The sequence below is a fragment of the Polycladomyces zharkentensis genome, from assembly GCF_016938855.1.
Taxonomy (GTDB): Bacteria; Bacillota; Bacilli; order Thermoactinomycetales; family JIR-001; genus Polycladomyces; species Polycladomyces zharkentensis.
The window spans coordinates 274530-292329 of the sequence record NZ_JAFHAP010000004.1; the positions used below are offsets into that span (position 1 = coordinate 274530).

At 54.1% G+C, this 17800-nt stretch carries 17 protein-coding genes; 4 read left to right on the top strand and 13 right to left on the bottom strand.

Annotation, left to right across the window (positions count from 1 at the left end; translation table 11 throughout):
* Nucleotides 1-542 precede the first annotated feature (542 nt).
* The 3 genes from ppdK to ccpN are packed head-to-tail and all read right to left on the bottom strand — an operon-like array spanning nt 543 to nt 4672.
* Nucleotides 543-3194, bottom strand: a complete 2652-nt coding sequence (ppdK, locus tag JQC72_RS03200) for a pyruvate, phosphate dikinase (RefSeq protein ID WP_205492697.1) — start codon at nt 3192-3194, stop codon at nt 543-545.
* Complete coding sequence (locus JQC72_RS03205) at nt 3191-4018, bottom strand: pyruvate, water dikinase regulatory protein (RefSeq protein WP_205493232.1); 828 nt, start codon at nt 4016-4018, stop codon at nt 3191-3193. The genes ppdK and JQC72_RS03205 overlap by 4 nt, the downstream gene beginning before the upstream one ends.
* Nucleotides 4019-4036: 18 nt before the next feature.
* The gene (gene ccpN, locus JQC72_RS03210) at nt 4037-4672 is read right to left on the bottom strand and encodes a transcriptional regulator CcpN (RefSeq protein WP_205493230.1); all 636 of its coding nucleotides are present in this window, start codon (nt 4670-4672) and stop codon (nt 4037-4039) included.
* Nucleotides 4673-4989: 317 nt separating this feature from the next.
* Here ccpN and JQC72_RS03215 point away from each other — a divergent pair, with 317 nt between their 5' ends.
* The 4 genes from JQC72_RS03215 to JQC72_RS03230 all read left to right on the top strand — a co-directional run bounded on the left by JQC72_RS03215 (nt 4990) and on the right by JQC72_RS03230 (nt 7432).
* A complete protein-coding gene (locus JQC72_RS03215) occupies nt 4990-5910 on the top strand; it encodes an apurinic/apyrimidinic endonuclease family protein (RefSeq protein ID WP_205492699.1) in 921 nt (306 codons plus the stop codon).
* 242 nt (nt 5911-6152) lie between these two features.
* Nucleotides 6153-6761, top strand: a complete 609-nt coding sequence (locus JQC72_RS03220; RefSeq protein ID WP_205492702.1) for a bifunctional transcriptional activator/DNA repair enzyme AdaA — start codon at nt 6153-6155, stop codon at nt 6759-6761.
* Nucleotides 6721-7236 (top strand): methylated-DNA--[protein]-cysteine S-methyltransferase, encoded by a 516-nt coding sequence (locus JQC72_RS03225; RefSeq protein WP_302104450.1) that lies wholly within the window; start codon nt 6721-6723, stop codon nt 7234-7236. Before JQC72_RS03220 ends, JQC72_RS03225 begins: the two co-directional genes overlap by 41 nt.
* A 61-nt stretch (nt 7237-7297) precedes the next feature.
* On the top strand, nt 7298-7432 hold the full coding sequence (locus JQC72_RS03230; protein WP_302104478.1) for a DUF1272 domain-containing protein: 135 nt from the start codon (nt 7298-7300) through the stop codon (nt 7430-7432).
* A 151-nt stretch (nt 7433-7583) separates the two neighbouring features.
* Here the strand turns inward: JQC72_RS03230 and glyS are convergent, their stop codons facing one another.
* The 10 genes from glyS to JQC72_RS03280 all read right to left on the bottom strand — a co-directional run bounded on the left by glyS (nt 7584) and on the right by JQC72_RS03280 (nt 17787).
* The gene (glyS, locus tag JQC72_RS03235; protein ID WP_205492704.1) at nt 7584-9674 is read right to left on the bottom strand and encodes a glycine--tRNA ligase subunit beta; all 2091 of its coding nucleotides are present in this window, start codon (nt 9672-9674) and stop codon (nt 7584-7586) included.
* Nucleotides 9661-10554, bottom strand: coding sequence for a glycine--tRNA ligase subunit alpha (gene glyQ, locus JQC72_RS03240; RefSeq protein WP_205492706.1), 894 nt, complete (start codon nt 10552-10554; stop codon nt 9661-9663). The genes glyS and glyQ overlap by 14 nt, the downstream gene beginning before the upstream one ends.
* 478 nt (nt 10555-11032) lie before the next feature.
* Nucleotides 11033-11788 (bottom strand): DNA repair protein RecO, encoded by a 756-nt coding sequence (gene recO / locus JQC72_RS03245; protein ID WP_205492708.1) that lies wholly within the window; start codon nt 11786-11788, stop codon nt 11033-11035.
* 14 nt (nt 11789-11802) lie between these two features.
* A complete protein-coding gene (locus JQC72_RS03250; RefSeq protein WP_205492710.1) occupies nt 11803-11940 on the bottom strand; it encodes a YqzL family protein in 138 nt (45 codons plus the stop codon).
* Between the two features lie 102 nt (nt 11941-12042).
* Nucleotides 12043-12942 carry a GTPase Era gene (era, locus tag JQC72_RS03255; RefSeq protein WP_205492712.1) on the bottom strand — a complete coding sequence of 300 codons (900 nt, stop codon included), beginning with the start codon at nt 12940-12942 and terminating at the stop codon, nt 12043-12045.
* On the bottom strand, nt 12935-13330 hold the full coding sequence (locus JQC72_RS03260) for a cytidine deaminase (RefSeq protein WP_419179829.1): 396 nt from the start codon (nt 13328-13330) through the stop codon (nt 12935-12937). Before JQC72_RS03260 ends, era begins: the two co-directional genes overlap by 8 nt.
* Nucleotides 13331-13522: 192 nt before the next feature.
* Nucleotides 13523-14212: a diacylglycerol kinase gene (locus tag JQC72_RS03265; RefSeq protein WP_205492716.1), complete on the bottom strand. Its 690-nt coding sequence runs from the start codon at nt 14210-14212 to the stop codon at nt 13523-13525.
* Between the two features lie 10 nt (nt 14213-14222).
* Nucleotides 14223-14690 carry an rRNA maturation RNase YbeY gene (ybeY, locus tag JQC72_RS03270; protein ID WP_205492718.1) on the bottom strand — a complete coding sequence of 156 codons (468 nt, stop codon included), beginning with the start codon at nt 14688-14690 and terminating at the stop codon, nt 14223-14225.
* On the bottom strand, nt 14687-16819 hold the full coding sequence (locus JQC72_RS03275; RefSeq protein ID WP_205492720.1) for an HD family phosphohydrolase: 2133 nt from the start codon (nt 16817-16819) through the stop codon (nt 14687-14689). Before JQC72_RS03275 ends, ybeY begins: the two co-directional genes overlap by 4 nt.
* Nucleotides 16820-16848: 29 nt before the next feature.
* Nucleotides 16849-17787, bottom strand: a complete 939-nt coding sequence (locus JQC72_RS03280; protein ID WP_205493235.1) for a PhoH family protein — start codon at nt 17785-17787, stop codon at nt 16849-16851.
* Nucleotides 17788-17800: the final 13 nt, after the last annotated feature.

The following is a 17800-nucleotide window of genomic DNA, read 5'->3' on the forward strand; positions in this document are numbered from 1 at the left end:
ATTTGGTTTAAATGGATGGAAAAAAAAGAAGGAAACCTTGCCCAACCCCCTATCCCTTTATTCTACACAGAGCATGCGAATCCTTCCAGCCCTTTGGTGTATTTCTTTTTCGACAAAATTGTGTCGAATTTTGCAAGATCGCTCAAAAAGATACACCTGTAGTATTATACGCCGGAAAATGAAAAAAATCCTGCTTCAGCCTTGACATCTCCTTTTTTTTCTATCTTAGAATCATTATTATCTGAAACGGATGACAAAAGGCCCGCCAAGATGTCAGAACGGGCCTTTTGCCTTCAGTGTTTCTTTTCCCCTCGGACAAACAATGAAACATCGAAGGACGTCAGTCGAATTACCGGTCCGGCTGATCCTTGTCTGGCAATATCAGCCGCCACGCTTTCCCAAGCTGCTCCGTATTCTCCCTTCTGTCTCCCCTCTTTCCGGTGCTTCGCTCTACCGGAATCGGTCAGCCCTGTATGGGATCGTCGGGGAATCACTCCCGTGCTTCGAAAGATGAGAGCAGCTACCCACACACGCTTCCGGTATCAAGAGCGTTCAGCCGACAAAGCGGCTTGAGCAGCCGCCAGACGCGCCAAAGGAACCCGGAACGGCGAACAGCTGACGTAGTTCAGTCCGGTGTTGTGGCAGAATTGAATGGAACGTTTTTCGCCGCCGTGTTCACCGCAGATTCCCGTTTTCAGATCGGGTTTGGTCTGGCGGCCCAGCTGGACGCCCATGGAAACCAGCTTGCCCACCCCTTCGGTGTCAAGCGTGATGAAGGGATTATCGGGCAAGATTTTTTGGTCCACGTACTGATGCAGGAATTTGCCTTCCGCATCGTCGCGGCTGTAACCGAACGTCGTCTGCGTCAAATCGTTGGTGCCGAAGGAGAAGAAGTCCGCTTCCTTGGCGATTTGATCGGCCGTCAGCGCCGCGCGCGGCACTTCAATCATCGTACCGATGCTAAACGGAATCGAAACACCCGTCTCCTGTTGAACCTGTTCCGCCACTTCCTCCACCAGTTTGCGCATCTCATGCAGTTCGTTGACATGACCCACCAGCGGAATCATGATCTCGGGCTGCACATCGACCCCTTCTTTTTTGACGATGGAGACTGCTTCAAAAATGGCCCGCACCTGCATCGCATAAATTTCCGGATGGATAATGCCCAATCGACATCCACGGTGCCCCAGCATCGGGTTGAACTCATGCAGGGTCCGTACCTTGCGCAACAGGTTTTCTTTTTTCAGCAGTTCCCGCTTGTCCGCATCCGACGTCATCCGCAGCCGGGTGATTTCCACCAACAGCTCTTCCAAGTCCGGCAAAAACTCATGTAGCGGCGGGTCCAACAGACGGATGGTCACGGGCAGGCCGTCCATCGCCCGGAAGATGCCGACAAAATCCTCGCGTTGCATGGGAAGGAGTTTGTTCAGTGCTGCCTGACGCTCTTCCAATGTTTCCGCCAGGATCATCTCCTGGACGATCGGAACGCGCTCGGCCTCCATAAACATGTGCTCAGTCCGGCACAACCCGATCCCTTCAGCACCAAATTCCCGAGCTTTGGCCGCATCATGCGGATTGTCAGCATTGGCCCTTACTTTCAGCTTGCGCACCTCATCCGCCCAGGTGAGCAATGTCTGGAATTCCCCGGAGAGTTCAGGATCGATGAGGGGGACTTCACCCAGCAACACCTTCCCGGTCCCGCCGTCGATGGACAGGCGATCCCCCTCACGAATCACAGTGTCCCCGATATGCAGTTCTTTCCGCTGCAAGTCAATTCTCAGCTCTTCGCAACCGCAAATGCACGGTTTCCCCATACCGCGCGCCACTACGGCCGCATGGCTGGTCATGCCGCCCCGGCTGGTCAACACACCTTCGGCGGCGATGATACCGTGAATATCTTCCGGTGTCGTTTCCGGCCGGACCAAAATGACCCGTTGCCCCTCGTTGGCCCATTTTTCTGCAGTGTCGGCATCAAACACCACTTGCCCGGAAGCCGCACCCGGGGAAGCCGGCAACCCTTTGGCCAACACTTCCAGCCGGGCGTCGGGATCGACACGGCGATGCAATATCTGGTTCAACTGGTCCGGGTCGACGCGCAACAGGGCCGTCTGTTTGTCGATGATGCCTTCCCGGACCATATCGACCGCGATTTTCACGGCCGCATGGGCCGTCCGTTTGCCCGCCCGGGTTTGGAGAATGAACAATTTGCCCCGTTCCACCGTAAATTCGATGTCCTGCATGTCACGATAGTGATGCTCCAGGCGTTGGCTGATCTCCTGGAACTGCTTGTAGATCTCCGGCATTTGTTCGGCCAGTCGGGCAATCGGTTGGGGGGTGCGGATGCCGGCGACGACGTCTTCCCCTTGGGCATTGATGAGAAATTCGCCGTAAAGCGTTTTCTCTCCGGTCGAGGGGTTGCGGGTAAACGCCACACCGGTGCCCGAATCGTCTCCCATATTGCCAAACACCATCATCTGCACGTTGACGGCCGTCCCCAAATCATCGGGAATTTTGTGCAGTTTGCGATAGAATATGGCACGCTGGTTGTTCCAGGAGTCAAATACCGCGATCACCGCCCGGCGCAATTGTTCATGCGGATCCTGCGGGAATGCCTCACCGGTCTGTTCCTGCACGAGTTTCTGGAACGAAGCGATCACCTGTTTCCAATCTTCCGCTGACAATTCCGGATCATGTTTGACGCCCCGCGATTCCTTGACGTTGTCGATGATCCGCTCAAAACGGTAGTGGTCGATCCCCAGAACCACATCACCGAACATCTGGATGAACCGGCGGTAGCAGTCATAGGCAAACCGGGGATTTCCGGTCAGTTGCGCCAATCCTTCCACCGTTTCGTCATTGAGTCCCAGGTTCAAAATGGTGTCCATCATGCCGGGCATCGAGTACACCGCTCCGGAACGCACAGACACCAACAGCGGGTTGGACGGGTCGCCCAATTTTTTCCCTGTTTGCGCTTCCAATTCTGCCAATGCTTTTCGAACCTCATTCATTAGTCCTTCGGACAATTGTTTCCCGCCGGCATAGTAATCGTTGCACGCTTTCGTGGTAATCGTAAACCCCGGAGGAACCGGGAGGCCGGCGCGGGTCATCTCGGCCAGATTGGCGCCTTTGCCTCCCAACAGGTTCCGCATTTGGGCGTTTCCTTCATGAAACAGGTAGACTCGCTTCTCGCTCATACAGCAGTGCCTCCCTTGCGCAGAATGTCCAGAATCAGGTTGGCCGTTTCTTCCACTGCTTTGTTGGAAACGTCGACGATCGGACAGCCAACCCGCTTCATAATTTTTTCCGCGTAATCGAGCTCTTGCAGAATCCGCTCCATATTGGCGTAGTTGGCCCTTGACGTCAACCCCAGCGCCTTGAGACGTTCACGCCGGATGTTGTTCAATTGCTCGGGCTGAATGGTGAGTCCGATGCATTTTTTGTTGTCGATCATAAAGAGCTCCTCCGGAGGCTCCACTTCCGGAACAAGCGGCACGTTGGCCACTTTCAGCCGCTTGTGTGCCAAATACATGGAGAGCGGCGTTTTGGAGGTGCGCGACACGCCGATCAAGATGACGTCTGCGCGCAACAGTCCGCGCGGGTCGCGGCCGTCATCGTATTTGACCGCAAATTCGATCGCTTCCACCCTGCGAAAATAATCTTCGTCCAGACGGTGGACCAATCCGGGTTCTCGTTTGGGTTCCTGTCGGAACAAACGGGACAGGCCTTCAATCATGGGTCCCATGATGTCCACGACAGGAATGCCCGCTTTACCCGCCTCTTCCAGCAAAAACTGCTGCAACTCCGGAACCACCAGTGTGAACGCAATCATACCGTTCACTTCTTTTGCCGCTTGGACCGTTTCCATGATCGTGCCCTTATCGTCCACATATGGGACACGCCGAATGTCGATATGCCCTCCGTTAAACTGGCTGGAGGCCGCCCGGACCACAAATTCGGCCGTTTCTCCGATGGAATCGGAAACGACAAAAACAATCGGCTGCTGGGTTTGGTTGGATATGGTTCTTCCCCTCCTATATCAGACATCCGTATGTTGTCCCAGTTCCACAAACGCTTTGGTGATCGTTGTTTTGGTGATGCGTCCGATCACTTCCACCCCGTCGCCGTCCTCCATCGGGCGCACCACTGGAAGCGCGTCCACCTGATACCGCATCAACTTGGCCGCTGCATCCAACAACGAATCGTCCGGCGAGCACGTGACGATGTTGGGCATCCGGGTCATGACAATGCTGACGGGGATCGTTTGCAAGTCCTGTTTGCCCATGGCCGTTTTCAATAAATCTTTCCGTGAGACAACTCCGGCCAGCTGTTTATTCTCCTTGACAACGAACAGGGTACCGACGTCTTCGAGAAACATGGTGCAAATGGCGTCATATGCGGAGGTTTCCTCTTTGACCACAATCGGCAATGATTTGTAATCCTTGACCATCAATTTGCGCACATGTTCGCCGAGAAGTTGATTGGCTGATTTGCCGGCATAAAAATACCCCACCCGAGGTCGTGCATCCAAAAATCCCGCCATCGTCAGGATGGCCAGATCAGGGCGCAACGTGGCTCTTGTCAGATTGAGCTTCTCGGCGATTTGCTCACCGGTGATCGGACCTTCATCTTTGACGATTTGCAAGATCCGCTCTTGTCGTTTGGTTAGCTCGATCTCCCCACACCCCCAGTATGATCCGCACACTTATTATGTCATACTGAATCGTTTGTTTCACCATTTAGTATATACTATATCCCATTCCCAGCTTGTCTGCAACCGATTTTCTTCATGAGTTTTTTCGTTTGGGGAAAACTAACGGGTGTCTGATCCATAGCGTACGCGCCGCTTTCCCGGCTTGTTCACCTGAATGCTCCCGGCAAGCAGATCATGTCCGCCTGCAACGGGGGCTCTCTTGAACAGTACCACGCTGATTGCAATCCGCGTTTTTCTATGAATTGGAAGAAAATCAAGTGGTCAATGGAGGAATTCTCATGCTGTTTTCCAATCCGGTGGCGGTGACGAGTGCGCCCGATCTCCATCAGATGCATACCATCGGCAAAATGGGCATTCGCCGGGTGGAGTTGCAACTTTCGCCCGCACGGTACACAACGGAGGAACTGGCCGACTTGTTCCGAACTTCCGGCACGGAGCCGATGGCCTTTCGCGTTTCTCCCGACATGGGGTTGGGTACTCCCTCTTTTGAACTTGAAAATTGGCGATATTGGTTGGAAACCGTTGCACCTCTGTTTTTGGAACAACCCAAATGGGTGATCGGATTCGGGGCCACCGTTACACTGGGAGAAATATTCGAGTTTCTGGACGAGCGTCCCCATGATTTCAATGCCTTGCATGATTTCAAAACCCAATACGTGGAAACGGTGATCAAGCAGCTGCGCCAGATCGAGGAAATCGCCAAACCGCTCGGTATCCATCTGCTGATCGAAAATGCACCGATGGGAGGTCCCCTGTATTTTGAACCGGGGCAGGCCCGTATCCACCCTGCTTTGCGCACACCGCGTCATCTGCTGCAAATCACGCAGGCGACCGATGTGAAACTGTGCCTGGACACCGCTCATGCGCGCATTGCATCCAACGTTTTGTCCTATATGCACCGATCCCGCAGTTTGTTTGCCGGTGCAACGGAAAAGGAGATCATGAACGCACCGCGATCTTGGCGGGAATTTTACAGACAGACCCAGGAACATATAGCGATGGTCCGCCTTTCCTATGCAGTCAGTTGGGGGGACACCCCCCATACGGCGCACATCCCCTTCCCGGAGGAAGCGCACCCGGAATTGCTCGATTTTGCCGAAGAAGTGGATACCGCTACACCGATCAGCTTGACCGCCGGAGAAACGTCGGAACAGCTGCCGGTATTCCTGGATACGTTGCGTCAATTGAAAAAACGATAAAGAACAAGGCCGTTCCGTGATGGAACGGCCTGATTCTGCTGACAAAATGTCTACCATCGTGATTTGGGTGCGCCGAAATTCCTTTCGCTCCTGCATCACAAAGCAATGGCCGCCCGCGGGAAATCGACCCTCTCACTTATCCATATCACCCACTCGTTCGCTTTCAAATTCTTGCTATCATATTCAGCATGTCTTTACGTCACCCGACTACCGGGTGTATTGTAAACGTGGAGGTTATGAAAATGAACGAAGCGCTTTGGAAAGCGATTGTCAATTGTGAAACCACTTTTGATGGGAAATATTACTACGGCGTGATCACAACCGGTATCTTTTGCAGGCCATCATGCCGTTCCCGCACTCCAAACATACGCAATGTCCGTATTTTCCGAAGCGTTGATGAAGCGATCGTTTCCGGTTTTCGCCCGTGTAAACGGTGTCTCCCGGATCAAGGCCCGCTTGGTCCAGACGCAGAGCTTGTGGAAGATGTGAAAAAAATGATCCATACCCGTTATCATGATAAGCTTACGCTTGCCCAGTTGTCCGGTGAAGTGACGATCAGTCCCTATCATCTACACCGAATTTTTAAGCGTTTCACGGGAATGACACCCGCTGAGTACTTGTTGCAATTCAGGATCAACGCAGCTAAACAAGCTTTAAAAGATCCTCGGTACAATACGATTACAGAAATCGCCCTCGCCATTGGCTTTAACAGCCTCTCGCACTTTTCGTCTGTATTCCAAAAGGTGACCGGTCAAACCCCTTCGGAGTTCAGAAATTCTCACCTGAAATCCGTCAAAGGAGGAGAACGTTTTGACCAAAGAACCGGAGAATGTCTATTGGGGCATATGTAATCTCGGAAACCGGACATTTCGTTTGGCTGCCACGAAAGCCGGGCTATGCTGTATTACATTGCCCAACGAATCGTTTGAAGCACTTGAACGTTGGGCTCAAAAACACATGGGAAGTTCCATTTTGGTAAAAGATGAAACGTTATTGTCCGAATATATCCAACAACTGAAAGCGTATTTTGAATCAAGGAGAAAAGCGTTTACCTTTCCACTCGATCTTCGGGGGACTCCATTTCAAATTCAAGTATGGAAAGCACTGCTTGACATTCCCTATGGAACCACTAAGAGCTACTCGGAAATTGCAAAGGCAATCAACCGACCGTTAGCTGTTCGGGCCGTCGGAGCTGCAAACGCCGCTAACCCGATACCGGTGGTCATCCCATGCCATCGCGTCATTGGCAAAAACGGAACCTTGACAGGGTATCGAGGCGGACTGGATCTCAAGGCTGAACTGCTTCGTTTGGAGGGAATCACGTAGACAGACGAACAAACAATGCTTTATCACACATTTTGAGAGTGATGAAATGATGCCTTTGAAAATGAAAGATGAGTGTGAAAAATGCGGAAAGTCACTTCACCATCATGATGAAGCATATATTTGCTCTTTTGAATGCACATGTTGTCGAAACTGCACTGAAATGATGCTATTTAAATGCCCAAATTGGCGCGGGTGAGTTGGTTCGTCGTCCCAGGAGGATAACCTAGGTCTAAACGAAATGAGGGGTTATCTGCGTCGTTTTTCCGGTCTCAAAAAGGGGTGTTGCAATCGAAGCCCATGGCTTTGTCAACAACGAAGGCCGTTCCGTGATGGAACGGCCGTTTTTATTACGTCAAGACCAATTGATCGAACCGTGCGAACTGATGCACCAAATCCGTGATCCGGCGCAACAAACCCAGTCTGCGTGTCCGGACGGTTTCGTCCTCCACCATCACCAAGACTTCGTCGAAAAACCGGTGGATGACGGGAACCATCGACGCCAACGCTTCATACATACCGTCGGCATCCTGCTCCGACAAGCTCGCCATAAAGGCCTTTTCTGCCTCCTGATAGGCTTCGTACAACTTGCGCTCGGCCGGCTCCGTCATATCAGCTTCCGCCAACGGCACATCGTGCGTACCCTTGACACCGAGATTGGCTGTACGGGTGAAGCCTTCTACGGCCAGTTTGTAGGTTTCGTAGGCGTTCGCCCGGTCCATCAATACTTTCGCTTTGGCCAACACCAGCTTGGGCCGGGATATGTCCGCACCCAGTACCGCGTCAATCACATCGTAACGAATGTTTTCTTCCTGCAGTACCGTTTTCAAACGTTGTGCAAAGAACGAACGCAATTCTTCCGCGGTTTCCTCCGCCGATTTTTTCAAAAGCCCCTCCGATTGCAGGCGCTCCAGCGCGATTGCCCACAACTGATCCAGTGTCAATTGAGACCAACCATGGTCCAACAAGATTTGCACGATACCGGAAGCTCTTCTCCGCAAGCCGTAGGGATCTTGCGAACCGGACGGCTGGATGCCGATTCCGAAACAAGCGGCGACCGTGTCCATTTTGTCAGCCAACCCGATCACGGCACCAATCGCGGACTGCGGTGTCTCATCCCCGGCATGGCGCGGTTGGTGATGTTCCCTGATCGCCCGTGCCACTTCTTCGTCTTCCCCGGCTTTTCGCGCATATTCCTCGCCCATGATACCTTCCAGCTCGGGGAACTCGTAGACCATCTGCGTGGACAGATCGAATTTGCAGATCTGTGCCGCCCGTTTCAATACCCGTCGACGGTCTTCTTCCCATTGCAACGCATCGGCCAGACGGTCCGCCATATGGACAATCCGCCGCACTTTGTCGCCCACGGTGCCCAATTCTTCGTGAAACACCACCTGATCCAGCTTTTCCACCGCCTGATCGATCGGCAGCTTCAGGTCCTCGTCATAGAAGAATCGGGCATCAGCCAAACGAGCGCGCAGTACCTTTTCATTCCCTTTGGCCACCACGTCGAGGGAGGTTTCGTCCCCGTTACGCACGGTGACAAAATGCGGCAACAAACGGCCATCGGCGGATTCCACGGGGAAGTAACGCTGATGTTCCCGCATCGTGGTGATCAGCACGGCACGCGGCAACACCAGAAAATCTGGATCGAACGAACCGGCAAGTACCGTCGGGTACTCCACCAGGTGCGTCACTTCGTCCAACAAATCTTCCGCGACCGGAATGCGCCATCCGCGCTCCGCTTCCATCCGCCGCAACTGGTCCAATATCCTCTCTCGCCGCTCATTGACGTCAGCGATCACCCATTGCTCACGAAGGGCTTCCACATATTGACCCGGATGAGACAACGTCACCTCTTTCCCCAAGAACCGATGGCCCCTCGTCCGGTTGCCAGCGGTCACACCGGCCCATGAAAACGAAACGGTCTCTTCGCCAAACAGACAGACCAACCAGCGAACCGGGCGGATAAAGCGGGTGCGCTCCGCTCCCCAACGCATCGTCTTGGGGAAATGAAGCGAGGAAAGTACCGACGGCAGACCTTCAGCCAACAGTGTCGCCGTCGGTTGCCCTTCCACCCTTTTGCGGGCAAACACATACGTTTCCCCTTTGAATTCGTCAAACACCAACGCATCGACCGGGACTCCCTGTTTCCGGGCGAACCCCTCCGCCGCTTTGCTCCAGCTGCCGTCAGGCGTAAGAGCGATTTTTTTGGCCGGACCCCGCACTTCCTCATCCAAGTCCTCCTGCCGTTCGGCCACATCGCCGATCAAAACCGCGATCCGGCGTGGTGTTGCGTATGTAACCGCCTCTTTTGCGTCGATGCGCTGTTCCTTCAACCATTTTTGCAACCGGTCGGCCAATTGGTGGCGCAGATCATCGATAAACCGGGCGGGAATTTCCTCGCAACCGATTTCCAGCAACAAATCACGCTTCGTCACGCTGATTCCCTCCTTTTTTCAGCAAGGGATACCCCAGTTCCTCCCGGGACTGAACATACGCGCGGGCACATTGCCGGGCCATGTTGCGCACACGGGCCAAATAGCCGGTTCGTTCGGTCACGCTGATTGCACCGCGCGCTTCCAACAGATTGAACGTGTGAGAGCATTTGAGCACATAATCGTAGGCGGCGTGTACCAACTTTGCTTCCAGCGCCCGTTTCGCCTCGTTTTCGTAGGCGTCGAACAGGCGGAACAACAGATCGGCGTCGGAGATCTCAAACGAGTATTTGGAGTGCTCGTATTCCGGCTGGTGGAACACGTCGCCGTAGGTAACGCCGTTCACCCACTCCAGATCGTAGACGCTCTCCTTCTCCTGGATGTAGGTCGCCAACCGTTCGAGTCCGTATGTCAGCTCCACCGAAACCGGATCGACATCCAGTCCCCCCACTTGTTGGAAGTAGGTGAATTGGGTGATCTCCATCCCGTCGAGCCATACTTCCCATCCAAGGCCGGCAGCCCCCATGGCGGGGTTTTCCCAGTTGTCCTCGACGAATCGGATGTCGTGATGCCGCGGATCGATTCCCAGCGCACGCAGGCTGTCCAGGTAGATTTCCTGGATATTGTCGGGTGACGGTTTCATGATCACCTGGAACTGGTGATGCTGGTACAGGCGGTTCGGGTTTTCCCCGTAGCGGCCGTCAGCCGGCCGGCGCGAGGGCTCCACATACGCCACGTTCCAAGGTTCCGGACCCAACGCGCGCAAAAACGTCATCGGGTTCATCGTCCCGGCCCCTTTTTCCACATCGTACGGTTGGACCAGGACACAGCCCTGTTCGGCCCAAAACGACTGCAAACGCAAAATCATTTCCTGAAAGTTCATCATTCCACCTCCATCATCATGGCACGACCAATCAGGCATGATCAAAACGGCTGTCTCCGGGGTCCCTTTCCCCGGCTCATTCCCCGCGTGATGAAGTCGCTCATCGGGGAACGATGTTCCTCGATCTCCCATTTGCCGGACACGCTCTTGTGCCTACGATCCTTGCACATTGACCGGGTGAACCATGAATGACCAGGTCCGCCCCGTTCCGCGGAGAACGACAAAAACCCCCCTGTCCCCTTTCACATAGGGACGGGAGGTTTCCCGCGGTTCCACCCTATTTGACCGACCGCATCTTTCAGTCGATCCCCTCTTTTGCACTCGTGCTCGAGACTGCCCTTCACCGGGTTCCGTGGCCGGGCTTCCACCCTCCCCGGCTCGCTCAGACACGAAAGATCCGGTTACTCCTTTCTCTCATCGCACTTCCGTTGTTCAGTTTTGGAGATAGACTATTTATACCAAAGAAAAAAGGACCTTGTCAATCTCGGCCCCATCCGCCTCGCATCTGATCCAGAAATGCGCGCGATCGCAAACGAACGGGAACATACTCGTCGATGAACGCACGCAATGCGTTGTCCAGTTGTCGCTTGGTCTCTTCCTTGACCCGAACTTCCCCCAGCCGGTCCGGCACGGCCCGTTGCAACAGCTTCAAAATGCGGGCCGACGCTTCGGACAACGGCAATGAAGCCGGGTCATGCGACGCGCAATCCAAACAGAGAAATCCCCCGTGTCGAACACTGAACCGAACGGGCAGTACCGCCCGTTTGCATCGGGTGCACCCGTCCAGATAGGGACGGTATCCCGCCATTTCCAACACTTTCAATTCAAAGATATGGCGCAGTATGTCGGCATCGGTTTCCGTTTCTAACAACGACAAGGTGGACGTCCACAATGCAAACAAATGCGGGTGTGGTTCCTTTTCTTCCGTCAGGCGGTCCAGCAGTTCGGACAGGTAAGCGGCGATCGCCGTTTTTTCCAGATCGGAGCGAAGCAAATGATGAGCATGAATGAGATCAGCTTGCGACAAGGTGGGCAACCCGCTCCCTCCCGAAAACCACACATATTCGCCGTGGGTAAAAGGTTGGGTCACCGCGCTGAAACGGCTTTTCGGCTTTTTGGCACCGCGGGCCATCACAGAGACCTTGCCCTGTTCCCGAGTAAACAACCAGACGAGCTTGTGACTTTCCCCGTAATCGCGGGTGCGGATCACCACGCCTTCCGTTTTGATCAGCATACGCCGCGTCCTTCCTAGGTTATCTCTTCCTCATCCCGGTCATCCGGCGTTTCTTCTGCGGAATCGTTCGCTAACGCCTCCGCATCCTTGTACAACAAGTATGCGTCGACACTGCCAGTCACGGCAAAACAGTTCCAAAAGAATTCGCGCAACCAGCATCATCCTTTCCGCTTTGTTGTCATCTGTTAGGATGACCGGGATCGGAAGGAGTATGTGTGAATTGCGGGATATCCTCAGAAACTTTTTCTTCCAGTTCAATCCTCTTCCCGATAGCCGAACTGCCGCAGGAGAAATTCTTCGTTGCGCCAGTCCTTCTTCACTTTCACCCATAAATCGAGGAAAACCTTGCTGCCGAAGAGGCGCTCGATTTCCTCCCGCGCCAGTCTGCCCACTTCTTTGAGCATGCTGCCCCGTTTGCCGATCAGGATGCCCTTTTGCGAATCCCGCTCGGTGTAAATGGTGGCACGAACGTAGACGGCTCCGTTATCGCGCTGTTTCATCTCCTCCACGATCACCGCGACGGAATGCGGAATTTCCTCGCGCGTGAGAAACAGCACCTTTTCCCGGATCAGTTCGCCGACGATAAATCGCTCCGGGTGATCCGTCACCTGGTCTGCCGGATAGTAAGCCGGTCCTTCCGGCAAGCGTTCGAAAATCAACCGTACCAGCGTGGACGTGTTGTTCCCCTGCAACGCGGAAATGGGGACAAACTCCGCGAAGTCGTGCAGTTGCCGGTACTGGTCGATCAGCGGCAACAGATCGTCGGGATGAACCTGGTCGATTTTGTTGATCACCAGAAAGACCGGCGTTTTGATCCCCTTCAGGTGTTCGATGATGTATCGATCACCGGGTCCCAGTCCTTCGCTCGCATCAACCAGGAACAGTACCAAATCCACTTCCTCCAACGCGTTTTGCGCCGTTTTCACCAAGTATTCGCCCAGTTTGGATTTGGGTTTATGGATGCCGGGCGTATCCAGAAAAATGATCTGTCCGCGTTCGTCGGTATATACGCCGCGAATCTGGTTCCGCGTCGTCTGCGGCTTGTCCGACATGATCGCCACTTTCTGGCCGATGATGTGGTTCATCAGCGTCGATTTCCCCACGTTGGGGCGGCCGATCAACGCCACAAACCCCGATTTATGCCCTTCACTCATCACGCAAATCCCCCTTTCCGAACGCGCCGGGCAACAATTCCCCCACTGTTGTTTCGGTCACGTCACCTTTGAGGTTGGCCAACCACACCTTCATGTCCGGAGGGCACAATTCAAACAATACCTGGCGGCAAGCACCGCAGGGGGAAACCGGCCACTCCGTATCCGCCACCACGGCAATCCCGGCAAATCGGCGGGCGCCTTCGGACACCGCTTTGAACAGCGCCGTCCGTTCCGCACAATTGGTCAGTCCGTACGAGGCGTTTTCCACGTTGCACCCCGTAAATATGGTTCCCTCGTCCGTCAACAAAGCGGCTCCAACCCGGAACCGCGAATAGGGAACATAGGCTTGCTCGCGCGCTTGTTTCGCTGCTTCGATCAATCGCTCCATGTCCAATCTCCTTTGCCCACCATCTACATTGTCTCATTGGTAACCGTTTGGAACCGGATCATCTCCAGGTTACCCAGGATTGCTGACAAAGTTTCGCAAACAGCCCCGGCCTTCGCTCCGTATCCTTGCGCCCAAAGTTGATCGGTTGAGAAAACGTGACGATTGCTGATGGATTGACACTTCCTATCCATCCTACAGCATTTGCACGCCGATGACCGCTACCACGATTCCCAGCAGCGCACCCAGGATCACCGGTTCTGCCCGGTCATGCATGCGGTATCTCGTTCCCGTCAGCAAGAGGGCCATCAAATACACCAAAATCGTAACCAGCAATTGACCAATAATCAAGACCAGCGAGGTGGCGATGCAGAAAGCGAGGGAAGTTGTGATGCTGGGTTCCCAACGTGCACGATCCAATCGATGCATCCAACCCTTGATCATGAGCGTGAGGAAAAAGTCAAACGCGATAATCGCGGCAAGACCGATGTTGAGCGGATAATGGGAGCCTTTGAAATATGCGGAGAACAGTTTGTCCAGATAGGGCCAGAACACACTGACGCCGACCACCACAGCCAGACCGGCGCACAACAATACAGCGCCGGCGGCGACGTCTTTGGCCACTTTGGCCAACGGGTGGAATTCTTCGGTGACCATGTCCACTACCGATTCGACGGCAGTGTTGAACAATTCGGCCACCAACACCAGGATGATGGTGACGAATAGCAACAGTGCTTCCGCCTTGGTCAACGGCAGGTACAAACTTAACAGCAACACGCCCAATGCACTGAGAAAGTGGACACGCATATTGCGCTGGGTGACCAGCGTATACCGCAACCCTTCCAGCGCATATCGAAAACTTCGGATCACTTTGCCCAACCACATGAGAGAATCCCTACCTTTTCAAGCCGACTCGTTCCAAAATCTCCTCCTGACGTGTAAACATCTCTTTTTCTTCCGCTTCCGTGCCGTGATCATACCCCAAGAGATGCAAAAAACCGTGTACCGCGAGAAATCCCAGTTCCCGTTCGAATGAGTGTCCGTACTCCGCTGCTTGCTCCACTGCACGTGGAATGGAGATGAAAATGTCGCCCAACGGAACCGGCTCCCCGTCCGTGGTTTCCCATTCCTCATCCGGCTCCCACAACGGGAAGGACAACACATCCGTGGGCCGGTCCACATCCCGGTATTCGTGGTTCAACCGGCGAATGGCCTCATTATCCAACAACGTGACGGACACTTCGGCAGACGGCAATTGTTCGATCTCCGCTCCCGCCGCCAGACACCGTTCGATCCATACCAGTGCCGCACGCTGGGATTCCGTCAAATCGGTTTCCACATTGAGGTCAATCGTGATGCTCATGCCTGTTTCACCCCTTTGTTCGGCCATTCTTCCGGATATTCGATGCGTGAGTGGAAGATGCCGTTTAAGGTTTCACACATGGATCGGGCGATCACGTCCAATTCTTTCAGTGTCAGATCGCACTCATTGAATTGACCGTCTTCCAGACGATCCCGGATGATTTTGCGCACAATCCCTTCAATACGGGCCGGTGTCGGACGGGCCAGCGACCGGACGGCCGCCTCCACGCAGTCGGCAATGCCGACGATGGCCGCTTCCTTAAATTGCGCTTTTGGCCCCGGATAGCGGTAATCTTCTTCCAACACCTTTCCCCCGTCACTTTGTTTCATTGCCTTGTGATAAAAGTATTTGAGCAATGTTGTACCGTGGTGTTGAGCAGCGATGTCCCGAATCGGTTTGGGGATGCCGTGTTCCTCCAACATCTCCACACCGTCCTTGGGATGGGACAGGATGATGGTTTTGCTCAGGTTGGGCGAGATTTTGTCGTGCGGATTCTCCCCCATCTGGTTTTCGATGAAAAACTGAGGACGTTTGGTTTTCCCGATATCGTGATAATACGCACCCACACGCGCCAAAAGACCGTTTGCCCCGATGGCTTCTGCAGCCGCTTCGGACAAATTGCCGACAATGATCGAATGATGATAGGTTCCGGGTGTTTCGATCAGCAGTTTGCGTAACAGCGGATGGTTGGGATTGGACAGTTCCAGCAGACGGAGCGGGGAAAGGATTTCAAAGACCGTTTCAAAATAAGGCAAAAATCCGATCGTGAGAACAGCGGAGAACAACCCGCTGGCAAAACCGAACCCGATCGACCAAAACCAGTCTCCCCAACCGCTTTCGATCGGCGCCAGCAGAAAAACCGCCGTGATCGGCACCACGCTGGCCAATGACGCGATCAGCCCGGCACGCAAAATGGAAGTGCGGTTGTGTACACCTGCCAATCCCCAAGCACCGGCCATTCCGATCACCAATGACACCAAGCCGTAACGGAAATCAAACAACAGATGGCTTTCGGTATTGAAGATCACACTGGCCAAAATGGCGAACAGCACCGCGCAACTCAACGCCAGATTGATGTCCAACAGCAGTGTGATCAACATCGTGCCGAAAGCGACGGGTGCCAAATAGCCCAACGTGCTCCATTCCAAATTTTGTCCCACCGCCACCACCTTCATCCCCGAGGCTGTCAGCAATACGATGGTGGCCAACATCAAGAGCTTCGCATTGTCCCGATGTACATCGGGTTGGTAGCGGTGGACGGCACCGTACAGCATGACCAACAGCAAACAGACAAACAAACCCAATCCGAAATGCGGCCATGGGTTGGTATAATCGTGAATCAAGCCGAGTTCCTTCAGTTTGCGGTGCTGATCGGGCGTGATCACTTCCCCGGCGGAAACAATGATTTGTCCCTTTTTGATCGGTACCGGCTCCACACTGTCCCATGCCGCTTCCTGAAGCGCCTTGGTCCTGGCTTCATCGTAAAATTCGTTGGGCACAATGCTCGCCCGTACCAATTCCCGTATGACACTGCGGGATTGGGCATTGATCGACGATGCCAACAGCTCGCGATCCACCTCGTTCCGCTTTTGTTCCAATTCGGACTGGCGGACGCCGGATGAGAGGATGTTGCGGGCGATCTCCCGGCTCACGAAGCGCATTTCCGTCAGTTGGTCGGGAGAGGTTCGAACGAGTTGCGTGTAAAAGGCATCCGATAAACGATAGGGGATCAATTCCCGCACACTTTTGATTTTCTGCTGCTCCGTCAAAGAAGTGTCGGCGACGATTCGACGCGCGTCCGTGAAGATGCGATCCAAGCGTTCGATCAGAATCCCCGTCAGTTCATCATCCCGCCGGTACTGCTTTTCAACCGCATCCGCCGCCTGTTTTCGGGCCGCCTCCGTCGCCTCCGGGTCCACTTTGGTGACGGGCGACACGATGGTTTCCTTGCTGACCGAACCCGGTGACAACTCATATTGCTTGGGTAAGACCGCGTTCATCATCATCAGGTACAACAGCACACCGACCGTAAAGTAGATCAACAGGCGGACGCGGACGCTGGATTGCGTGCCCGCAGGGAGCCGTATGCGTCGAAACCTTCTGGACGGAGGCTCATTGGTGGATATCATCTTTTGATCGACTCCTTCACGTTCTCCCGCTAGGCATAACGATCATAAGCATCGATGATTTTTTGCACCAATGTGTGACGGACAACATCTTCCTGCCCCAAATAGACGAACCGGATTTCGGGTACCGATCGCAACACGCGTTGCGCTTCTATTAATCCGGATTGTTTACCTTTGGGCAAATCAATTTGCGTAACGTCACCGGTCACGACCATTTTGGACCCGAATCCCAACCGCGTCAAAAACATCTTCATCTGCTCGGGCGTCGTATTTTGCGCTTCATCCAAAATGACGAACGAATCCTCCAGTGTGCGGCCCCGCATATACGCCAAGGGCGCCACTTCGATCAATCCGCGTTCCATCATTTTGGCCACCTGTTCCGCTCCAAGCATGGTGTACAAACTGTCATACAACGGTCGCAAATACGGATCCACTTTTTCCTGCAGGTCTCCCGGCAGAAACCCGAGGCTTTCGCCTGCCTCCACCGCCGGCCGCGTCAACACGATCCGCTTGACACGATGCGACTTCAGCGCCGTCACCGCCATGACGACCGCCAGAAACGTCTTTCCCGTCCCGGCGGGACCGATACCGAAGACGATATCATGCTTCCGTATGGCGGAGACGTAATGGCGTTGGCCCAACGTTTTGGCCTGAACGGATTTCCCTTTGTAGGTGGTGCCGATCTGCTCGTCAAACAGCTCCAGCAGTTCATCGGCCATTCCCTGTCGGGCCAAACGATGAGCGTACACGACATCCCGCTCGGTGATGGAAGTCCCCCGGCGAATCAATGTCAACAAGACGCGGAACAGATGGCCGAGCACCGCTTGTTCCTCAGGGGAGCCGGTGATGACGACCTCTTCTCCGCGCGCAACAATTTTGGCTGTTGTGTTGGCCTCGATCCGCTTCAGATAGGTATCGTGAGGCCCGAACAAACTCAATGCTTCACCTGCATCACGCAAACGGATTTTCATCGGTTGTTGACTT